Origin of the sequence: Curtobacterium sp. 320, from assembly GCF_031455235.1 — a bacterium.
GTDB lineage: Bacteria > Actinomycetota > Actinomycetes > Actinomycetales > Microbacteriaceae > Curtobacterium.
The window spans coordinates 341,049-360,351 of sequence record NZ_JAVDSI010000002.1 but is presented as its reverse complement, the minus strand read 5'-3'; the positions used below and the strand labels follow the sequence as shown (position 1 = coordinate 360,351).

At 70.6% G+C, this 19,303-nt stretch carries 19 protein-coding genes and 1 tRNA gene; 9 read left to right on the top strand and 11 right to left on the bottom strand.

Going from position 1 to position 19,303, the window contains the following annotated elements; all coding sequences use genetic code 11:
* Positions 1 to 26 precede the first annotated feature (26 nt).
* Positions 27 to 722, top strand: a complete 696-nt coding sequence (locus J2X60_RS05075; protein WP_017888045.1) for a response regulator transcription factor — start codon at positions 27 to 29, stop codon at positions 720 to 722.
* A gap of 80 nt (positions 723 to 802) precedes the next feature.
* Complete coding sequence (locus J2X60_RS05070) at positions 803 to 2,512, top strand: HAMP domain-containing sensor histidine kinase (RefSeq protein WP_309777100.1); 1,710 nt, start codon at positions 803 to 805, stop codon at positions 2,510 to 2,512.
* A 267-nt stretch (positions 2,513 to 2,779) separates the two neighbouring features.
* Here J2X60_RS05070 and J2X60_RS05065 read toward each other — a convergent pair whose 3' ends face one another.
* From J2X60_RS05065 to J2X60_RS05035, 7 genes are all read right to left on the bottom strand, one after another.
* Positions 2,780 to 3,667 carry a hypothetical protein gene (locus J2X60_RS05065; protein ID WP_309886675.1) on the bottom strand — a complete coding sequence of 296 codons (888 nt, stop codon included), beginning with the start codon at positions 3,665 to 3,667 and terminating at the stop codon, positions 2,780 to 2,782.
* 274 nt (positions 3,668 to 3,941) lie between these two features.
* Positions 3,942 to 5,561 carry a chaperonin GroEL gene (gene groL / locus J2X60_RS05060; protein WP_070417818.1) on the bottom strand — a complete coding sequence of 540 codons (1,620 nt, stop codon included), beginning with the start codon at positions 5,559 to 5,561 and terminating at the stop codon, positions 3,942 to 3,944.
* A 238-nt stretch (positions 5,562 to 5,799) separates the two neighbouring features.
* A complete protein-coding gene (locus J2X60_RS05055) occupies positions 5,800 to 6,003 on the bottom strand; it encodes a cold-shock protein (RefSeq protein ID WP_022903461.1) in 204 nt (67 codons plus the stop codon).
* 203 nt (positions 6,004 to 6,206) lie between these two features.
* On the bottom strand, positions 6,207 to 6,788 hold the full coding sequence (locus J2X60_RS05050; protein ID WP_309886674.1) for a LytR C-terminal domain-containing protein: 582 nt from the start codon (positions 6,786 to 6,788) through the stop codon (positions 6,207 to 6,209).
* Complete coding sequence (locus J2X60_RS05045; RefSeq protein WP_229085283.1) at positions 6,785 to 7,081, bottom strand: DUF3263 domain-containing protein; 297 nt, start codon at positions 7,079 to 7,081, stop codon at positions 6,785 to 6,787. The genes J2X60_RS05050 and J2X60_RS05045 overlap by 4 nt, the downstream gene beginning before the upstream one ends.
* 96 nt (positions 7,082 to 7,177) lie before the next feature.
* Complete coding sequence (locus J2X60_RS05040; RefSeq protein WP_309886673.1) at positions 7,178 to 8,179, bottom strand: DUF2332 family protein; 1,002 nt, start codon at positions 8,177 to 8,179, stop codon at positions 7,178 to 7,180.
* Positions 8,179 to 8,652: a GNAT family N-acetyltransferase gene (locus J2X60_RS05035; protein WP_309886672.1), complete on the bottom strand. Its 474-nt coding sequence runs from the start codon at positions 8,650 to 8,652 to the stop codon at positions 8,179 to 8,181. The genes J2X60_RS05040 and J2X60_RS05035 overlap by 1 nt, the downstream gene beginning before the upstream one ends.
* 57 nt (positions 8,653 to 8,709) lie before the next feature.
* Between J2X60_RS05035 and msrB the strand changes: the two genes are divergently transcribed.
* From msrB to J2X60_RS05020, 3 genes are all read left to right on the top strand, one after another.
* Entirely contained in the window at positions 8,710 to 9,114 is a 405-nt protein-coding gene (gene msrB, locus J2X60_RS05030) for a peptide-methionine (R)-S-oxide reductase MsrB (RefSeq protein ID WP_070417813.1), read from the top strand.
* Positions 9,115 to 9,150: 36 nt separating this feature from the next.
* Positions 9,151 to 9,226, top strand: a tRNA-Thr gene (locus J2X60_RS05025).
* Positions 9,227 to 9,288: 62 nt separating this feature from the next.
* Positions 9,289 to 10,644, top strand: a complete 1,356-nt coding sequence (locus tag J2X60_RS05020; protein ID WP_309886671.1) for a CHAP domain-containing protein — start codon at positions 9,289 to 9,291, stop codon at positions 10,642 to 10,644.
* A 211-nt stretch (positions 10,645 to 10,855) separates the two neighbouring features.
* On the opposite strand, the gene J2X60_RS05015 is transcribed toward J2X60_RS05020, so the two are convergent.
* The gene (locus J2X60_RS05015; RefSeq protein WP_309886670.1) at positions 10,856 to 11,887 is read right to left on the bottom strand and encodes an aldo/keto reductase; all 1,032 of its coding nucleotides are present in this window, start codon (positions 11,885 to 11,887) and stop codon (positions 10,856 to 10,858) included.
* A 53-nt stretch (positions 11,888 to 11,940) separates the two neighbouring features.
* Complete coding sequence (locus J2X60_RS05010; protein ID WP_309886669.1) at positions 11,941 to 12,741, bottom strand: alpha/beta hydrolase; 801 nt, start codon at positions 12,739 to 12,741, stop codon at positions 11,941 to 11,943.
* Between the two features lie 34 nt (positions 12,742 to 12,775).
* Between J2X60_RS05010 and J2X60_RS05005 the strand changes: the two genes are divergently transcribed.
* On the top strand, positions 12,776 to 13,537 hold the full coding sequence (locus J2X60_RS05005) for an NAD(P)H-hydrate epimerase (protein ID WP_309886668.1): 762 nt from the start codon (positions 12,776 to 12,778) through the stop codon (positions 13,535 to 13,537).
* A gap of 21 nt (positions 13,538 to 13,558) precedes the next feature.
* Here J2X60_RS05005 and J2X60_RS05000 read toward each other — a convergent pair whose 3' ends face one another.
* On the bottom strand, positions 13,559 to 14,500 hold the full coding sequence (locus J2X60_RS05000; RefSeq protein WP_309886667.1) for a 2-deoxy-5-keto-D-gluconate 6-phosphate aldolase domain-containing protein: 942 nt from the start codon (positions 14,498 to 14,500) through the stop codon (positions 13,559 to 13,561).
* Between the two features lie 64 nt (positions 14,501 to 14,564).
* Here J2X60_RS05000 and J2X60_RS04995 point away from each other — a divergent pair, with 64 nt between their 5' ends.
* A complete protein-coding gene (locus tag J2X60_RS04995) occupies positions 14,565 to 15,467 on the top strand; it encodes a neutral zinc metallopeptidase (protein ID WP_309886666.1) in 903 nt (300 codons plus the stop codon).
* A gap of 19 nt (positions 15,468 to 15,486) precedes the next feature.
* On the opposite strand, the gene J2X60_RS04990 is transcribed toward J2X60_RS04995, so the two are convergent.
* Entirely contained in the window at positions 15,487 to 16,431 is a 945-nt protein-coding gene (locus J2X60_RS04990) for a thioredoxin domain-containing protein (protein WP_070417807.1), read from the bottom strand.
* Between the two features lie 243 nt (positions 16,432 to 16,674).
* Between J2X60_RS04990 and J2X60_RS04985 the strand changes: the two genes are divergently transcribed.
* Positions 16,675 to 17,775, top strand: coding sequence for an ABC transporter ATP-binding protein (locus J2X60_RS04985; RefSeq protein WP_070417806.1), 1,101 nt, complete (start codon positions 16,675 to 16,677; stop codon positions 17,773 to 17,775).
* A gap of 160 nt (positions 17,776 to 17,935) precedes the next feature.
* Positions 17,936 to 19,243 carry a DUF4032 domain-containing protein gene (locus tag J2X60_RS04980; protein WP_092385133.1) on the top strand — a complete coding sequence of 436 codons (1,308 nt, stop codon included), beginning with the start codon at positions 17,936 to 17,938 and terminating at the stop codon, positions 19,241 to 19,243.
* The last annotated feature ends 60 nt before the right edge of the window (positions 19,244 to 19,303 follow it).

The window sequence follows — 19,303 nt, the reverse complement described above, 5'->3', positions numbered from 1 at the left end:
CTAGGGAACGGTCAGAAGATAGGACCATGAGCGATGGCCCCAAGATCCTGATCGTCGACGACGAGCCGAACATCCGCGACCTCCTGACGACCTCGCTGCGTTTCGCCGGCTTCGCCGTGCGCGCGGTGGGCAACGGAGCACAGGCGATCTCCGCCGTGCTCGAGGAAGAGCCGGACCTGATCATCCTCGACGTCATGCTGCCCGACATGAACGGCTTCGGCGTCACCAAGCGCCTGCGGTCGTCGGGCTACACCTCCCCGATCCTGTTCCTCACCGCCAAGGACGACACCGAGGACAAGATCACCGGTCTCACCGTCGGCGGCGACGACTACGTCACGAAGCCGTTCTCCCTCGACGAGATCGTGGCCCGCATCAAGGCGATCCTCCGTCGCACGATGAACGACGAGGAAGACGCGATCATCCGCGCCGGCGAGCTCACGATGGACCAGGACACGCACGAGGTCACGATCGGCGACGCGCAGATCGAGCTCTCCCCGACCGAGTTCAAGCTGCTCCGCTACCTCATGCTCAACCCGAACCGCGTGCTGTCGAAGGCGCAGATCCTCGACCACGTGTGGGAGTACGACTTCAACGGCGACGCCGGCATCGTCGAGTCGTACATCTCCTACCTGCGCCGCAAGCTCGACCAGTACTCGGCCGAGCCGATCATCCAGACCAAGCGCGGGTTCGGCTACATGCTCAAGGCGTCCAAGGCCTCGTAGGTCGTCCGGATCCCTCGGGGTTCGTCTTCACGGCGGTCGTCCGGTTTCACCGGGCGACCGCTGTCTATCGTTGGGGCAGCATGCACACGCGAATGAGCCGCTGGTGGGACGGGATCTCCCTGCGCACCAAGATCACCGGGATCACGGTGCTCCTGGTGGCGCTCGGACTGCTCGTCGCGGGGCTCGGCACGATGACGGTGCTGTCGACGTACCTCATGGCCCAGCTGGACAACAACGTCCGTCAGACGACGGAACAGCTCGAGGGTCAGAACATCAGCGACGGTGAGCAGTACTGCAAGCTCTCCGTCGTCCTCTCGCAGAGCGCGTACGTCGCCGCGTACGACTCCGCGGGCAAGCAGATCTGCCAGACCCCGGCGTCGAGCCGCCCCGACATCCACGAGCTCGACTTCTCCTCTGCGGCGCAGACCAGTTCGCGCTTCTCGCTGTACGACAGCCAGCACAACCACGAGTGGCGTGCGCAGGTCATCCCGGCATCGCTGCAGGACCAGTCGACCGGCACGACGCAGGCCGGGTACGTCCTGGTCGCGGTGTCGAGCGCCGACACCGACCAGACCGTCCTGCGATTCACCGCCATCTTCCTGAGCTTCGGTGCCTCGGTGATCCTGCTCGGCGCCATGCTCACGCGGCTCCTCGTGACGGCGACCTTCGACCCCCTGCGCGACGTCGAGGACACCGCTGCCCGGTTCGCCGCCGGTGACTTCAACCAGCGCCTCGAAGCCGACACCCCCAACACCGAGGTCGGTCGACTGAACCGGTCCCTCAACTCGATGCTCGAACGCATCGACTCCGCGTTCGAGGACCGGCAGCGCACCATCGACCAGATGCGTCGGTTCGTCGGGGACGCCTCCCACGAGCTCCGCACGCCCCTCGTGTCGCTCCGCGGGTACGCCGAGCTCTACCGGATGGGCGCGCTCCGCAAGGAAGAGGACGTCGCACAGGCGATGGAGCGCATCGAGAAGGAAGCCCAGCGCATGGGCCTCCTCGTGCAGGACCTGCTGCAGCTCGCCCGCATCGACGAGTCGAAGCCGCTCGAGCTCGGCCCGGTCGACCTCGTCGCCATCGCCCGTGACTCCGCGCTCGACACGATGGCGTCGAACCCCGACCGCGAGATCCAGGTGCTCGTCGAGGACTCGGTGACCGGCGAGAGCGTGCCGCACGCGGTCCGTCCGGCGTCAGCACCCGCCTCGGCCCCCGGTTCCGGCGACGGCCCCCCGGCATCGCCGACGTCCGCGAACACGACCGGCCCGATCGCGTTCTCGCGCCAGACGATCGCGCGACTCCGCGCCCGCCGCACCCGCGCGATGGGTGTCGACGGCGCGGCTGCCCCCACTGACGAGACCACCCCGCTGCCCACCGTCGTGCTGCCGAAGCGGCCGCCGATCGTCCTGGCTGAGGAGAACAAGATCCGCCAGATCGTGACGAACCTCATGGGCAACGCCATGCGCTTCACGGAGCACGACGACCCGATCGAGATCGGCATCGGCGTGGACGACGAGCGCGGGATGGCGCACATCGACGTGATCGACCACGGCGAGGGCATCCCGCCGCAGCTGCGCGACAAGATCTTCCAGCGCTTCTGGCGTGCCGACACCTCGCGCGCGCGGGACACCGGCGGCTCGGGGCTCGGGCTCGCGATCGTCTCGGGCATCGTCGCGGCGCACCACGGGTCGGTCGAGGTGTTCGACACCGAGGGCGGCGGTGCGACCTTCCGCGTGTGGCTCCCCCTGCTCCCCCGCGACTACGCCGCCCCCGCGCCCGCCGGCGCTTGACGCCCGCGGGCGGGCGTGCCGCCCGCCGGCGTCCGCGCGCCCGCCCGCCCGCCCGCTGGCCCGAGGTCGCAATACCTGCCGCCCACCCACAGGCCCAGCGGCAGTTCGTGCGACCCGGACGCCCCACGCGCGGCATGTCGCGCGACCTCGCGACGAACCCACCAGCACACGCCGAGGTCGCAATACCTGCCGCCCACCCACGCGCCCGGCGGCAGTTCGTGCGACCCGGACGCCCCACGCGCGGCATGTCGCGCGACCTCGACCAGGTCATGCCCGTGGTCGAGCCGACGATCGCGCGACGAACGCCTGACGAAGCCGCTCGAAGAGGACCGCAGGACGGTCGACGTCCCCTCGATTCACGTGGAGGAAGAGCCATCCCTCCACGGTCATGGAGTTGTCCCGGCGCTGATCGTGTTCGAACGTCGCACGCTCGCGGTGGTGGTCCCCGTCGTACTCCAGCGCGATCCGGAGCTCCGGCCAGCCCATGTCCACCCGCGCCAGGAACCGCCGCGCACGGTCGAACACCTCGATCTGGAGTTCCGGTTCAGGGAACCCCGCGTCCACGACCGCAAGACGCAGCCACGTCTCCATCGCCGACTCAGCACCGACGCGGATGAGTTCGACGGCCGCACGTGCAACGGCGACGGAGCGCTGCCCGGGAAGGATCGTGGCGGCCAGGGCGTCGACCGTCGTCCGGCCTCGCGGTCCGACGAGGAAGTCTCCGACGGCCACGAGCTGTCGGACGCTCAGCAGCCCAGCGCACTCGCGCCACGCATGTTCCGGCCCGCTGACTCGTACGCCGGCCCGCAGCACCACGGCCGCCGCGGATCGACGTCGGTGTCCGACGACACCGGGCCGACGCATGAGCGGGCCGGCGCCGATCGTCGTGACGTGCAGGCTGCCCTCGAACTGTCGCGGGAGCGGAGCACCCCAGAGCTCGACAGCGGTCGTGTGACTGAAGTGTTGATCTGGGCGCATCACGAGTGCGAGCGCGGCGACGGGCGACGTCAATGCAGCTGTCGTCCGGACGCCGTGCACCGGGCGGGCGAGGTCCCGCCGGCGGAGTCGACCCGGGTCGACCCCGGCCGCGAGTGCGTCGCAGACCCGGAAGCCGTTCGGATCGAGTTCGTCGGGGAGCGGAGACGGCCGAGGCATGACGAGAGTGTGGCGGTGCGGTGCGAGCCGCGACCATCCTTCGAGCCGAACTGTGGAGAACGTGACGACCCGCGCCTCCTGTGCGGTGAGCGCTGATCGCACAACACGCCGTGGGCGGGACGGTGAGGTCGCACGAACTGCCGCCCGTCGCGCTCTCGGGCGGCAGTTCGTGCGACCTCGGCGCCCGGCGGCGGCCGCACCGCCGCCGGCCTCCCCCCCCGCACGCGGAAGGGCCCCGCACGCGCAGCGTGCGGGGCCCTTCCGTCAGGACTGCTTAGAAGTCCATGCCACCCGTCGGGTCGCCGGCCGGAGCAGCAGGGGTGCGCTCGGGCTTGTCGGCGACGACGGCCTCGGTCGTGAGGAACAGACCGGCGATCGACGCAGCGTTCTGCAGCGCCGAGCGCGTGACCTTGGCCGGGTCGATGATGCCCGCGGCGACGAGGTCGACGTACTCACCGGTCGCGGCGTTGAGGCCGTGACCCGACTCGAGCTCGCGGACCTTGGCGGCGACGACACCCGGCTCGAGACCGGCGTTCAGCGCGATCTGCTTGAGCGGCGCGTCGATCGCGACGCGGACGATGTTCGCACCGGTCGCCTCGTCGCCCTCGAGCTCGAGGGTGTCGAGCACGACGGACGCCTGGATGAGGGCGACGCCACCACCGGCGACGATGCCCTCTTCGACAGCGGCCTTCGCGTTGCGGACGGCGTCCTCGATGCGGTGCTTGCGCTCCTTGAGCTCGACCTCGGTCGCGGCACCGGCCTTGATGACGGCCACGCCACCGGCGAGCTTCGCGAGGCGCTCCTGGAGCTTCTCGCGGTCGTAGTCGGAGTCGGTCGCCTCGATCTCGGAGCGGATCTGACGGACGCGGCCCGCGATCTGCTCCTCGTCGCCGGCACCCTCGACGATGGTCGTCTCGTCCTTGGTGATGATGACCTTGCGGGCCTTGCCGAGCAGGTCGAGCGTCGCGTTCTCGAGCTTGAGGCCGACCTCTTCCGAGATGACCTGGCCGCCGGTGAGGATCGCGATGTCCTGCAGCATGGCCTTGCGACGGTCGCCGAAGCCCGGGGCCTTGACGGCGACGGACTTGAAGATGCCGCGGATCTTGTTCACGACGAGCGTGGCCAGGGCCTCGCCGTCGACGTCCTCGGCGATGATCAGGAGCTGCTTGCCCGCCTGGATCACCTTGTCGACGACCGGCAGGAGGTCCTTGATGTTCGAGATCTTCGAGTTGACGATCAGGATGTAGGCGTCCTCGAAGACGGCTTCCTGACGCTCGGGGTCGGTCACGAAGTACTGCGACAGGTAACCCTTGTCGAAGCGCATGCCCTCGGTGAGCTCGAGCTCGGTGCCGAAGGTGTTCGACTCCTCGACGGTGACGACACCTTCCTTGCCGACCTTGTCGATGGCCTCGGCGATGAGCGCGCCGATGGTCGGGTCAGCGGCCGAGATCGACGCGGTCGCGGCGATCTGGTCCTTGGTCTCGATGTCCTTCGCGTTGGCGAGGAGCTGGTCGGAGACGGCGGCGACGGCCTTCTCGATGCCGCGCTTGAGCGACACGGGGTCGGCACCGGCGGCGACGTTGCGGAGGCCTTCGCGGACGAGGGCCTGGGCGAGGACGGTCGCGGTGGTCGTGCCGTCACCGGCGACGTCGTCGGTCTTCTTGGCGACCTCCTTGACGAGCTCCGCACCGATCTTCTCGTACGGGTCGTCGAGCTCGATCTCCTTGGCGATGGAGACACCGTCGTTCGTGATCGTGGGGGCGCCCCACTTCTTCTCGAGGACGACGTTGCGGCCGCGCGGGCCGAGCGTCACCTTCACGGCGTCAGCCAGGATGTTCAGGCCGCGCTCGAGGCCACGGCGGGCCTCCTCGTCGAAAGCAATGATCTTAGCCATGTGAGTTTCTCGTCCCTCCCGGACGTCGTCATGGGGGTCGTGCTGGCACTCAGCGTGAGCGAGTGCCAACGCCGATTCTGGCACTCGCAGGGGTCGAGTGCAACACCGCCAGGAGGCGCGGGTCGAGTTCCCAGGACACGCACCGACACGAGGGACGGAAGCGATGAACGCCGGTCGCCGCACACGGACGAACGCGCCGCCCCGGACGGGACGGCGCGTTCGCGAGGTGGTTGCCGGGTCAGGCGGGACGGACCGATTCGGCCTGCGGCCCCTTCGACCCGGTGCCGACGTCGAACGTCACTGCCTGGCCCTCCTCGAGGACCTTGTACCCCGACATGTCGATTGCCGAGTAGTGCACGAACACGTCCTGGCCCCCTCCATCGACGGTGATGAAGCCGAAGCCCTTCTCGGCGTTGAACCACTTCACGGTTCCGTTGGCCATGATCTCTTGCTCCCTGCGGTGGTGCTGGTGCGGACGGCGTAGTCGCCGTCTTGGGGAGACTCTTACCGAACAATGCCGACAGGGCAAGAGGTGTGACGTTGTTTCACGTCGATTCCGACAAGAATCAACGTGCTCGAAACACGGCCGTCACAAATGCGCGCATCACGCACCGGAGAACGCGACCAGGAATGCGCCGGGAACGATCAGCCGGCGTAGTCCGCCCCGAGCACGACGCTGATGTCGGCGTTCGGGAACGCCGCCGACTGCTGCACCGCGGTCGTGCCGAGCGACTTCGCGATGCCCTGCGCGACGGCGGCCTGGGCGGCCTGCTGGTAGTACACGATCGTCGAGGTCGCCCCGGTCGTGCCGGCGTCCCCCGTCGACGTCACCTTCCACCCGGCCGAGCTCAGCGCCGCGCTGCCCTTCGCCGCGAGGCCGGTCGTCGACGTGCCGTTCAGCACGACGAGCGTCGTCGCACCCTGGTCGGCCGGGGTGCCCGCGGCCGGTGCCTGCGACGCCGACGAGGACGCGGACGACGACGGCGCCGCCGATGCGGACGCCGACGCCGAGGCCGAAGCCGACGGCGATGCCGAGCCGGTGAACGAGTAGCTGCCGTTCAGGAGCGCGAGGGCGACGACGCAGACCCCCACGATGACACCGGTGGCGAGCGCCGCCCACGCGAACGCGATCCACCCGCGCCCACGCCGCTGCGCACCGCGGTGCGCCCCGACCCGGGGGCCGTCGGCGACGTCGTCGAACCGGTCTCGGGGGTATCTCGTCGTCATCGTTCCTCTTCACGTCCTTCGGGAGCTGCACCGGGCGCGACGAAGCTGCGCGCCGCCCGGGCACTGGTGCGCGCGTACCGGAGCCGCTGCAGCCGGGAGACCAGCTGCGGGTCGTACGCGAGCGCCGCGGGCGAGTCGATCACACGGTTCAGCACCTGGTAGTACCGAGCGGGCGACATGTCGAACTCGACCCGGATCTCCGCTTCCTTCGTGCGGTCGTGCCGTGCCCGGTCGTGCTCGAACGCGAGCACGTGCTTGGCGAGCTCGTCGAGCTCGACGGGTGTGGCGGTCACTGCGGTTCCGATCACGGTGGGGGAACGGGTCTCGCACATCGTAGGGGTGGAGGTCATCCGCACCCTGGCACGCCGCTGGACTGTCGCGAAGACCGGTCACAGGTTCGGATCGGCCAACCACCGGACGCAGACCCCGAACGGGTCCGACACGGCCAGGGCCACGCCGTCGAGCGACGCGGTCGCGAACGCGTCCGGATCAGCGGGGTCGACGTCGTCCGGCAGGGTCGCGGCGACCCCGCTGAGGATCCCCGTGCGTTCCAGCGCGATCCAGTGCACGCCCCGCTCGCGCACCCGGTCGACGAACCGCTGGCGGTCCGCGCCGGGGACGTACACGAGGGTCCCGGTCGTCAGGACGACCGGCACGACGTCGTCCGGCAGGGCCTCCAGTGCGCGGTCGAGGTCGCCCGGCAGGGTGCCCCGGATGCGGACGGGAGGCGCGGCGAGCGTCGCACGCGCAGCCTCGCGCATCAGGGCGGTGCGGTCCGTCGCCTCGGGCGGGACGGCCTCGACGAGCCGGTCGAACGCCCCGGGCCCGGCGAGGTCGATCGGGTTCGGGTCGAGGGCCACCCGCGCCCGGACCTCGATCGGTTCCGCTGCCGGTGTCGGCACCGCGCCGCTGGCCTCCGCGACGAGGTGCAGGCCGGGCTCGACGGAGGCAGTGTGCATCCGGACGACCTCGGACCGCGCCCCGACGACGTAGTCGAGCGTCACCCGGTCCGGGATCGAGCAGAGCCCCGCCGCCGCTCCCGCGTCGACGAGGCCGAGCGGCCGCCCGACCCGCGCGGCGAGCGCCGCGAACAGCGGGACCACCGGGGCGAGGCGTCTGGGGTCGTTGGCCTGCACCGTGGCGGAGGTGAGGGCGCCGAGCAGGGCGGGCCGCGCCTCCTGGACGAGCGCGCGCAGCGCACCGGGGTCCGCCGGATCGGCGCCCAGGCGACGGGCGACCGCGAAGAGGAGCTCTGGCTGCCGCTTCGACTCCGGGACCTCGTCGAGCACGGACACCACCCCGTCGTCCAGCGACCGCGCCCACGCGGCGTAGGACGGCGAGACCCCCGCGATGCGCTCCGCGTAGGCGGCGTACCGCTCCCGCGTGTCCATCAGCGACCGGGACGGTGCATGCCGACGTGGCGGATGCCGGCCTCGTCGTAGGGCGCTCCGAAGCGGACGAAGCCGTGGCGCTCGTAGAGTCCGGCGACGTACTCCTGGGCGTGCAGGACGAAGGGCTCGTGCCCGTGCGCACCGAGCACCGCGGCGACGAGTCGACCGGCGATCCCGCTCCCGCGGTGCCCGGGGTCGGTGGCGACCCGGCCGATCACCCAGGCGGGTGCTGCCGAACCGACCGGGTGGACCTCGTCCGGTGCCGGTCGGATGAGCCGCAGGTACCCAACCGGTCGGTCGTCGGTGCCGAACCACCAGTGCTCGGTGTCCGGTTCACGGTCACGGCCGTCGAAGTCCTCGGCCGTGACGCGTTGTTCCAGTGCGAACACGCGGTTCCGGAGCACCACGATGCCGTACAGTTCGTCCGTCGTCAGACGGTCCCAACGGGCGTGGTGCACGGAATGTTCGGACATCGTCGCGAGTTTACCGAAGTGGTCGTCCAGCAACGGCGACAGGAGCAGGAGGAAACAATGGCATACAACGTCGACAAGTCCGACGCCCAGTGGCGCGAGGAGCTCTCCCCGGACCAGTACGCCGTCCTCCGGCAGGCCGGCACGGAGCGCCCGTGGACGGGTGACCTCCTCGACGAGGAGCGCGCCGGTGTCTACACCTGTGCGGCGTGCGGCGCGGAGCTGTTCAAGAGCGGCACGAAGTTCGACTCCGGCTGCGGTTGGCCGTCGTTCTACGAGTCGGTCGACCCCGACGCGGTGCAGCTGCTCGAGGACAACTCCCTCGGCATGGCACGCACCGAGGTCCGCTGCGCGAACTGCGGCTCGCACCTCGGCCACGTGTTCCCCGACGGGTTCGGCACGCCGACGGGTGACCGCTACTGCATGAACTCGATCTCGCTGAACTTCTCCGAGAAGAGCGAGTGAGGCCCCGGCGCGTCCGCCGCTAGGATGGGCGCGTCAGCCGGCATGGCGCAATTGGTAGCGCACCGTACTTGTAATACGGGGGTTGCGGGTTCGAGTCCCGCTGCCGGCCCCACCAACACCCCCCCGATCTGGGGTAGACAGATCTGTTGACCGTCGGATGCTCACCCTGCCAGGGTGAGCGCCGTGAAACAACAGCGGAATCAGGGGAATTCAGCACGGGGGAATCGCGGGCTGCGCGTCGTCGCAACCGCCTCCGTCTTCGGCATCGTGGCCGCCGGGCTCATCGTCGCCGGCCCGGTCAGCTCGGCGTCGGCCGACACCAAGACCATCGAGGACAGCATCGGCTGGTACCGGCCGAGCGACTCGTCCTGGCACCTGTCGTTCGACACGCCTCCTGGTGACGAGAGCGACGTCGCGTTCGTGAACGGGCCGACCAACAGCGGCTCGGTCGTGCCGGTGGCGGGCGACTGGAACGGCGACGGTGCCGACTCCATCGCGTGGTACCGCTACAGCGACGCGTCGTGGCACATGTCGGACGACCTCAGCGGCGGCCCGTCCGACGCAGCGTTCGTCTGGGGGCCAGCAGGCGACACGTCCATCACTCCGATCGTCGGGGACTGGGACGGCGACGGCAAGGACACCGTCGGCTGGTACCGACCCTCCGACGGGTCGTACCACCTCGCGAACGCCAACACGACGTCCGCGTCGTCGAGCGCGTTCGTGTGGGGGCCAGCGGGGAACACGTCCGTGACGCCCGTCGTCGGGGACTGGGACGGCAACGGCAAGGACACCGTCGGCTGGTACCGACCCTCCGACGGGTCGTACCACCTCGCGAACGCCAACAACACGACCGCCGACTCCAGCGCGTTCGTCGCTGGCCCGGCTGGCAACACCACCGTGACGGCGATCGCCGGCGACTGGAACGGCGACGGGAAGGACACCGTCGGCTGGTACCGACCCTCCGACGGGTCGTACCACCTTGCGAACGCCAACACCACCAACCCGAGTTCGAGCGCGTTCGCGTGGGGTCCGGCGGGGAACACGTCAGTGGTCCCGATCGTCGGTGACTGGGACGGGAAGGTCACGGCACCGCCGCCCTCGACTGGTCTGCCGAGCTCGCCGACAGCACAGCAGGTCGTCGACTACGCCCGCTCCTACATGGGCAAGACGGTCTACCAGGTGGACACCTCCACGACGGCCCCTTGGCACGGGTACCGCGGCGATTGGTGCGCGTGGTTCTCGACCTGGGCGCTCCGGAACACCACCGGCGGGACCTACTACACGTGGGTGCGCGACATGCGGAAGCTCGGCACGCAGCTGCCTGCCGGTGCCTCGCCGCGCGTCGGTGACATCGTCATCTTCGGCTCGGACCAGCACGTCGGCATCGTGTCGAAGAAGGTGAACGGCGTCTGGTACGTGCTGGACGGCAACGGTCTGAGCACCGGGACGAGTGGGGACTGGACCACGACGAAGGTCGCCGAACGACCGATCTGGAGCCAGGCGCACGACTTCATCCGCGTCGATTACTGACACGACGCTCAGGGACGGTCCCCCGCCACATGCGAAGGCCCCGGGTGGGAACACCCGGGGCCTTCGGCGCGTGGAACACGGATCAGGGGGCGTTCCGAGCGCTCGACGCGGTAACCAGCCGGTCGTGCAGTGATGGTGACACCGCACCGAACACGGTGTCCACATCCCTGGTCAAGCTCGCGGAAAGCCGCACCCGTCGGACAGCGAACGCTCAGCGGCCCCCGGTGATCTTCCGCTCGCGCTGCGCGACGCCCGCCGTGCCGTAGGGGTAGTCGTCGATGCGCGGCGCGCTGACCTCGGTGAGCCGTGCGAGCTCGGCGTCGTCGAGGACGAGGTCGGCGGCACCGAGGTTGTCCTCGAGCTGCGAGACCGTCCGGGCACCGAGGATGACGCTCGTCACGGCCGGTCGGGCGAGGAGCCAGGCCAGGGAGACCTGCGACCGCGAGGCACCGTGCGCGTCGGCGATGTCCGACACCGCGTCGAGGACGGCCCAGGTGCGCTCGTCGCCGTTCCGCGCCTCCCACGCCTCCATCCCGCGCGACGGGTTCTCACCGAGCCGGGTCGCGCCGCTGGGGGCTTCGTCGCGCTGGTACTTGCCGGAGAGCCAGCCGCCGGCGAGGGGCGACCAGGGCAGCAGGCCGATGCCGGCGTCGAGGCAGGCGGGGACGATCTCGTGCTCGATGTCGCGGACGAGCAGGTTGTACTGCGGCTGCAGCGTCACGGGCGGCGCCCACCCGTGCCCCTTCGCCTCGTACACGGCCTTCGTGATCTGGTACCCGAGGTAGTTCGAGAACCCGTAGGAGCCGATCTTGCCCGCGGACACGGCGTCGTCGAGGAAGCGCAGGGTCTCCTCGATCGGGGTGAGGGCGTCCCACGCGTGCATCTGGTACAGGTCGATGTGCTCGACGCCGAGCCGCTCGAGCGAGGCGTCGAGGGCGACCCGGAGGTGCCGACGGGACAGCCCGAGGTCGTTCGGCCCGTCGCCCTGCGGGAAGCGCCCCTTGGTGGCGAGGACGACCTGCTGCGCCTCGGTCGGGTGCGCGGCGAGCCAGCGGCCGATGATGCGCTCGGACTCGTTGCCGGAGTAGACGTCCGCCGTGTCGATGAGCGTGCCGCCGGCGGCGACGAACGTGTCGATGATGGTGTGCGAGGTGGGTTCGTCGGCTTCGCTGCCGAAGGTCATGGTGCCGAGGGTCAGCGTCGACACCGATGTCCCGCTGTTGCCGAGGAGTCTGTAGTCCATGGCCGGGACGGTACGCGCGACCACCGGGCACAACGAGGACCTGGCAGTACCCGTCAGCGCTGGTCGGACACGGCGGTCTCGGTCAGGAAGGCGATCGCGGCCTGGCGGAAGTCGCGCGACGTCGGCGCGTTGAAGTGGTTCCGGCCCGGGATCTCGAAGAACGAGGCGTCCGGGGCCGTCGCCGCGAGCCGCACGGCACTGTCCTTGATGCCGTCCTCGCTGCCCGCGGCCATCAGCACGGGCTGCGCGGGCGCGTTCGACGGCGTCGGCTCGATGCTGCCCCGCATCCCCTCGACCATCGCCACGAGCGCGCCGAGGTCGTTCCCCTCGACGCCGGCGGCCATCGTCAGGTAGCCGTTCGTCACGCGGTCCTCGATCGGCGTGCCGTCCGCCAAGTACGCCTTCGCCTGGTCGACCCGCACGCGCCGCATCGGGTCGGCGTCGGGGATGCCGCCGAACACCGCACGGGTGATCCGGTCGGGGAGCTGCTCGGCGGTGTGCCACCCGACGCGGGCGCCGAGCGAGTACCCGAGGTACGCGACGTCGTCGAGCAGGTAGGTGTCGATCACGCTGACGACGTCCGCGACGAGGAGCTCCATCGAGTACGCGGACGGGTCGTGCGGCTTCGACGAGGCGCCGTGCCCGCGCTGGTCGAGCGCGACGACGCGGTACCCGGCGCGGACGAGGTCGCGCGTCCACCCCGAGGCGTGCCAGTTCAGCAGCGCGCCGGAGGCGAACCCGTGCACGGCGACGACCGCCGGCGCCTCGGGGTCGCCGAAGTCGTAGGTCGCGATCTTCAGCCCGTCCGGGGACATCACGACGCGGGGACGGGGTGCTTCGGGGACGAGTGACATGTCCCCTCCAGGCTACCGGGGCACTGTGGTCGCCATGGACGGCTACGGCGGCGATCAGATCCGGGCGGCGGAGCGGCCGCACCTCGACGCGGGCGAACCGCTCATGCAGCGTGCGGCGGACGGGCTGGCGCGGATCGTCGGCGGACTGCTCGACGACCCGGCCGTGCGTCCGGGTGACGGACCGGGATCGGTCCTGCTGCTGGTGGGCAGCGGCGACAACGGTGGTGACGCGCTGTTCGCTGGGGCACGCCTGGCGGCGGACGGGAGGCGCGTGACGGTGCTGCGCGTCGGCTCACGCGTCCACGCGGCGGGCCTGGCAGCGGCGCTGGACGCCGGGGCGCGCCTCCTGGACCGCCCGTCCGACACCGGGTCGGTCCGTCCGGCCGCGGACCTCCTCGCAGCGGCCTCCCGGGATGACGCTGCGCGTCTGGCCGCCGTCGCGACCGACGCGGCGCTCGAGGCGGACCTGGTGCTCGACGGGATCCTCGGCATCGGCGTGCACGGCGCGTCCGCGCTCCGCTCGCCGGCGCGCGAGGTCGTCGCGGCGATCCGCCAGCTCGCACGCGACCAGCGCGCACCGTTCGTCGTGGCGGTCGACGTGCCGAGCGGCATCGACGTCGACACCGGCGCGATCGCGGACGACCACGTGCTGCAGGCGGACGTCACGGTGACGTTCGGCGGGGTGAAGGCCGGGCTGCTCCGCGGACCGGGCGCGAGCCTCGCCGGGCGGATCGAGCTCGTCGACGTCGGGATCGGTGCGGACCTGGCGGGCGTGGAGCCGCTGGTCCGCACCTGAGACCCGGGCTCGGACCCGGGGTCAGACCGCGCCGGCGTCCACCCCGTGCTCGATGCCCGGGCGGGCCTCGAGCCAGGTGTCGACGAAGTGGCGGTAGTTCGCCGCGATGAGCCCCTCGGCGGCCTCGGTGTCGAGGTGTTCGCGGACGACGTCCTCGAGCGGTTCCTCCCAGTTGCTGCGACCGATGGCGAACCCGACGAACCCGTCCACCCCGGCGGCGGTGCGCAGCCAGTGGTCGAGCTGCTCCTCGGGGGCGTCCCGGCCGAGGACGATGCACTGCACCGCGTCCCGGCCACCGCGACGCACGGTCCGGACGACCCGTTCCGCGTCCGCGCGCTCGTCGAGGCCCTCGAGCTTCCACACGTCCGCCTCGACCCCGTGGTCCTGCAGGTACTCGATGACCTGCACGACGAGGTCCGGTCGGAGGTCGCGGTCGTAGTCCTCGACCGATGCCCGCTGCTCGTCGGTCGCCGGGACGAGCAGTTCGACCAGGAACGGCCGACCGGCACCGTGCAGCACGCCAGCGATGTCGGCGAGCTCCGATGCCTGCCGCTCGCGGCGGTCCGCGTCGAAGTCGGGGTTGTCACGCACGAGCACCTTCACCCAGTCCGGGTCGAAGGCGTCCACGTGCGCGATCCAGTCCTCGCCGTACTCGAGCTCGAACCACTCCCGGCCCGACCGCTCGATCGGCATCGCGAGCTGGAGGCCGGCCTCCTTGACGAGCCGGGCGACGTCGGCGCCGTAGCGCTCGTCGACGAGGACGCCGGTCCGCTCGCGGGACGCACCGGCCGCGAGCGCCGTGAGGACACCGCGGTAGACGAGCTGCTTGCCGGCGCGCACGCGCTCGGCCTCGGCGTCGTCGAGCGGCTCCCCGCCGGACTCGTCGTAGGTGTGCTCGAGGAGCGAGGACCGCTGGTCCATCGCGAAGAGGAAGAGAGGGTGGGTTTCGTCGAGGACGGGCATGCCGTCCGGTCTACTCCTCCCGCCGATGCGGGCACCGAGCACCGCCCACCCGTACATTCGGGGCATGACGTTCAACGACGACTCGCAGCTCACGGGCGGGAAGGTCAAGCGGCGCGGCCGCACCACCGCGATCGCGGGTGGCGGTGTCGTCGGTGTCGGCGCGATCGTGGTGCTGCTCATCAACGTCTTCACCGGCGGCGACCTCGACCTCGGCGCACTTCTCGGCGATGGCGGCGGGACGACCCAGATCCAGCAGCAGGGCGAGTCGGTCGACGCATCAGCCGAGTGCCGGACCGGACGCGACGCGAACCTGAAGATCGACTGCCGCATGGAGGGCGCGGCCGAGTCGCTCGACGGCTACTGGACGGCCGAGGCCAGGAAGCTCGGCATCACGTACACGTCGCCGGACTTCTACCTGTTCGACGGCTCGACGAGCACTTCGTGCGGCCAGGCATCGGCGGCGACCGGACCGTTCTACTGCCCGCCGGACCGGGCGATCTACCTCGACACCGCGTTCTACGACGACCTGCAGTCGAAGTACGGCTCCTCCGGAGGGCCGCTCGCGCAGATGTACGTCGTCGCGCACGAGTGGGGCCACCACATCCAGCAGCTCCAGGGTGCTTTCGCGAACACCGACCGCTCCGGGACCGGAGCATCGTCCGGCAGCGTCCGCGTCGAACTGCAGGCGGACTGCTACGCGGGCGCCTGGGTCGGCGACGCCGCGACCACGAAGGACGCGAACGGCGAGACCTTCTTCGAGCCGATCACGCGTGCCGAGATCGAGGACGCACTGTCCGCCGCGAGCGCCGTCGGCGACGACAGCATCCAGGAGCGCTCGAGCGGTCGGGTCGACCCGGACTCGTTCACCCACGGGTCGAGCGAGCAGCGCCAGAACTGGTTCCTGCGGGGCTACCAGCGCGGCGCGACGGCGTGCGACACGTTCAGCGTGCCGGGTTCGTCCCTGTAGTCCGGGTCAGCAGCCCGGGTCAGTTCGACGGCGAGGCGCTCGGCGTCGCGGACCGGGTCGGGGTGGCACTCGGCGTAGGCGTGGGCGTCGGCGTCGGGGTGGCGTCGCTCGCACCGGCAGCCGTCACCACGAAGGTCCGGAAGTCGTCGTTCGTGATCGGCGAGGTGAGCTCGTAGCGCTGCCCGTTCACGAGCACGAGGGGCGTTCCGGGGAACTCCTTGAGCGTCGACCCGGGGATGTCGCCGCCGGTCACCGCGGTGGTCCGCTCGTCGATCCACTTGCTGTAGGTCTGGTCCTCGATGCACTTCGTGATCGTCGACCGCTTCTGCAGCCCGTCCACGCCCGTCACGACCTTGGTCAGCTGCGCGTCGGTCAACCCGGCGGTGCCCTCCTCCGGCTGCTTCGCGAAAAGCGCCTGGTTGACGGCGAAGAACTGGTCCGGCGAGCTGTCCGCGACGCAGGCGGCGGCGTTCGCGGCCCGGAGCGAGTACTTCGTGCCCTGCGACCGGTTCGAGAGGATCGCGATCGGGTGGATGTCCACCGTCGCCGCACCGGAGTCGACGAGGTTCTGGATGTACTCGCCGTTCGCGTCCTCGAACTGGCCGCAGATCGGGCAGAGGTAGTCGACGTACATCGTGATGCGCACCGAGCCGGCGGCGTCCGTCGAGGTCGGCGCGGGCGACTGTGAGGACGCCGTGACCGCCTTGAGGTCCTGCCCGATCGTGATGCCGCCCTGCGAGGTGTTCGCCGGGCCGGGGCCCGCGGGCTGCACGGAGTCGACGAGGACGAGTGTCACGACGGTCGCTGCGGCGAGCAGGACGACGCCGATGCCGATCTGCAGGCCGAGTCGGAGTCCGCGCTGGCGGCGCTTCTGCTGGGTGCGGGCACGCTGGGCACGCTGTCGTGCGGCTTCGCGTCGTTCGTTCCGCGCGGCGCGGGCGTCACCCTCGGGGCGGTTGGTCATGCGTCGAGTGTCCTCACGTTGGTCGTCGTCCGTACGGCTTCCCCCGGCAGGCCGGACGGACCCGCCGATCGTACCGGGACCCGATGGGAACCACCCAACCAGGTGTGAGCACTGGCGCTCCCGGGGCAGATCGTGTTGTATGAACCTCGATGGTCGACGGCGACCATCCGGGGCCCCCACGGGCAACCGCTTCACTCGGATCGTCCGGCACGTACCTGCCGGTGAAGGAAGGACCGAACGCTCATGGCGTCCGTCACCTATGACAAGGCAACCCGTCTCTACCCCGGAGGCAACCGTCCCGCGGTCGACTCCCTCGACCTGGACGTCGCCGACGGCGAGTTCCTCGTCCTCGTCGGCCCCTCGGGCTGTGGCAAGTCCACGTCCCTGCGCATGCTGGCCGGCCTCGAAGAGGTCAACTCCGGCTCGATCCGCATCGGCGACCGCGATGTCACGGACGTCCCGCCGAAGGACCGCGACATCGCGATGGTGTTCCAGAACTACGCGCTGTACCCGCACATGACCGTTGCCGAGAACATGGGCTTCGCGCTCAAGATCGCCGGCGTCGGCAAGGACGAGCGCGCCACCCGCGTGCAGGAAGCCGCGAAGCTCCTCGACCTCGAGCAGTACCTTGGCCGTAAGCCGAAGGCGCTCTCCGGTGGTCAGCGTCAGCGCGTCGCGATGGGCCGCGCGATCGTCCGTCAGCCGCAGGTGTTCCTCATGGACGAGCCGCTGTCGAACCTCGACGCCAAGCTCCGCGTCCAGACCCGCACCCAGATCGCCTCGCTGCAGCGTCGTCTCGGCGTCACCACGGTCTACGTCACGCACGACCAGACCGAGGCGCTCACCATGGGTGACCGCATCGCGGTGCTCAAGGACGGCATCCTGCAGCAGGTCGGCTCGCCGCGCGACCTCTACGAGAAGCCGAACAACGTCTTCGTCGCGGGCTTCATCGGCTCGCCGGCGATGAACCTCCTCCCGGCCGACGTGGTCGAGGGCGGCATCAAGTTCGGTTCGCTCAACCACCCCATCGACCGCGACACGCTCTCCAACGCGCGTTCCGGGAACATCACGGTCGGCATCCGCCCCGAGGACGTCATCGTGGCGCAGTCGGGCGAGGGCCTGCCGGTCACGGTCGACGTGGTCGAGGAGCTCGGCGCCGACGGCTACCTGTACGGTCACGCCGACGTCAAGGGTTCGCGCGTCGACATCGTCGCCCGCGTCGACGGGCGTTCGCACCCGTCGATCGGTGACACGATCGTCGTCACGCCGAAGCAGGGCCACGTGCACGCCTTCGACACCGAGTCGGGCGAGCGGCTCGACGACAAGGCCGTCGTCAGCGCGTAACGCTGGAAGGTCCCCACAGGAGGGGGGGGGGGGGCGGGGGCCCCCCCCCCCCCCCCCCCCCCCCCCCCCCGGCGGGCCCCCCCCCCCCCCCCCCGGGGGGGGGGGGGCCCCGGGGCCCCCCCGCCTCCCGTCCGTCGCACACGTACCAGAGGAACCAACCGTGCCCGACTCGATGTCCATCACCGCCGCCACCGTCGACCCCGGACTCCTCGACCTGCCGTGGGACCTCCCCCTGGCGGACTGGCCGGACGAGACGATCGTCGCGCTCCCGAAGGGCATTTCGCGGCACCTCGTGCGGTTCGTGCAGCTCGGCGGGTACGTCGTCGCCGTGAAGGAGACCGGCGAAGAGGTCGCCCGCTCGGAGTACGAGATGCTCCGCACCCTGCAGCGCATGGACGTGCCGTGCGTCGACCCCGTCGCGGTGATCACGAACCGGGTGAGCGCCGACGGCGAGGCCCTGCACCCGGTGCTCGTCACCCGGCACCTGCGCTTCTCGCTGCCGTACCGCGCCCTGTACTCGCAGACACTGCGGCCCGAGACGGCCACCCGCCTGGTCGACGCCCTCGCGCTCCTGCTCGTGCGGCTGCACGTCATCGGCTTCTACTGGGGCGACGTCTCGCTCTCGAACACGCTGTTCCGACGTGACGCCGGTGCCTTCGCGGCGTACCTGGTGGACGCGGAGACCGGCAAGCTCTACCCCGGCGGCCTGTCGAACGGGCAGCGTGAGAACGACCTCGAGGTCGCGCGCGTGAACATCGCCGGCGAGCTCCTCGACCTCGAGGCCGGCGGTCGACTCGACGAGAACGCCGACGCCGTGGACGTCTCGAACCGGATCGTCGCGCAGTACCGGACCCTCTGGAAGGAACTCACCGGCACCGAGCAGTTCGACGTCAAGGAACGCTGGCGCATCAACGACCGCGTCGAACGGCTCAACGCGCTCGGCTTCGACATCGAGGAGCTCTCGATCCACACGACCGAGGGCGGGTCGCAGGTGCGCATCCAGCCGAAGGTCGTCGACGCCGGACACCACCAGCGACGGCTCCTGCGCCTCACCGGGATCGACGCCGGCGAGAACCAGGCGCGGCGGCTCCTCAACGACCTCGACTCGTACCGGGCGCGCAACGGCCGCGACCTGCTCGACGAGGAGATGGTGGCGCACGAGTGGGTCTCGCGGGTGTTCGAGCCGGTGATCCGCTCGATCCCGCGGGACCTGCGCGGCCGGCTCGAGCCCGCCGAGGTCTTCCACGAGCTGCTCGAGCACCGCTGGTTCATGTCGCAGGAAGAGGAGCGGTCGGTGTCGCTCCCCGAGGCGACGACCGCGTACATCAACGACGTGCTCCGGCACCGTCGCGACGAGCGGCTGCTGATCAACCCGCCGACGTCGTCGATGACGCTGCCGATCCCGGTCGTCGACGACGCGGTGCCGGCGTCGCCCGACGACGTCGAGGACTGGCGCGCCGGGGTCTGACGGGCGCGGGGTCGCCCCGGGCACGCCCGCGCCCCGGCGCGCGCCCACGCGCCCGCGCGC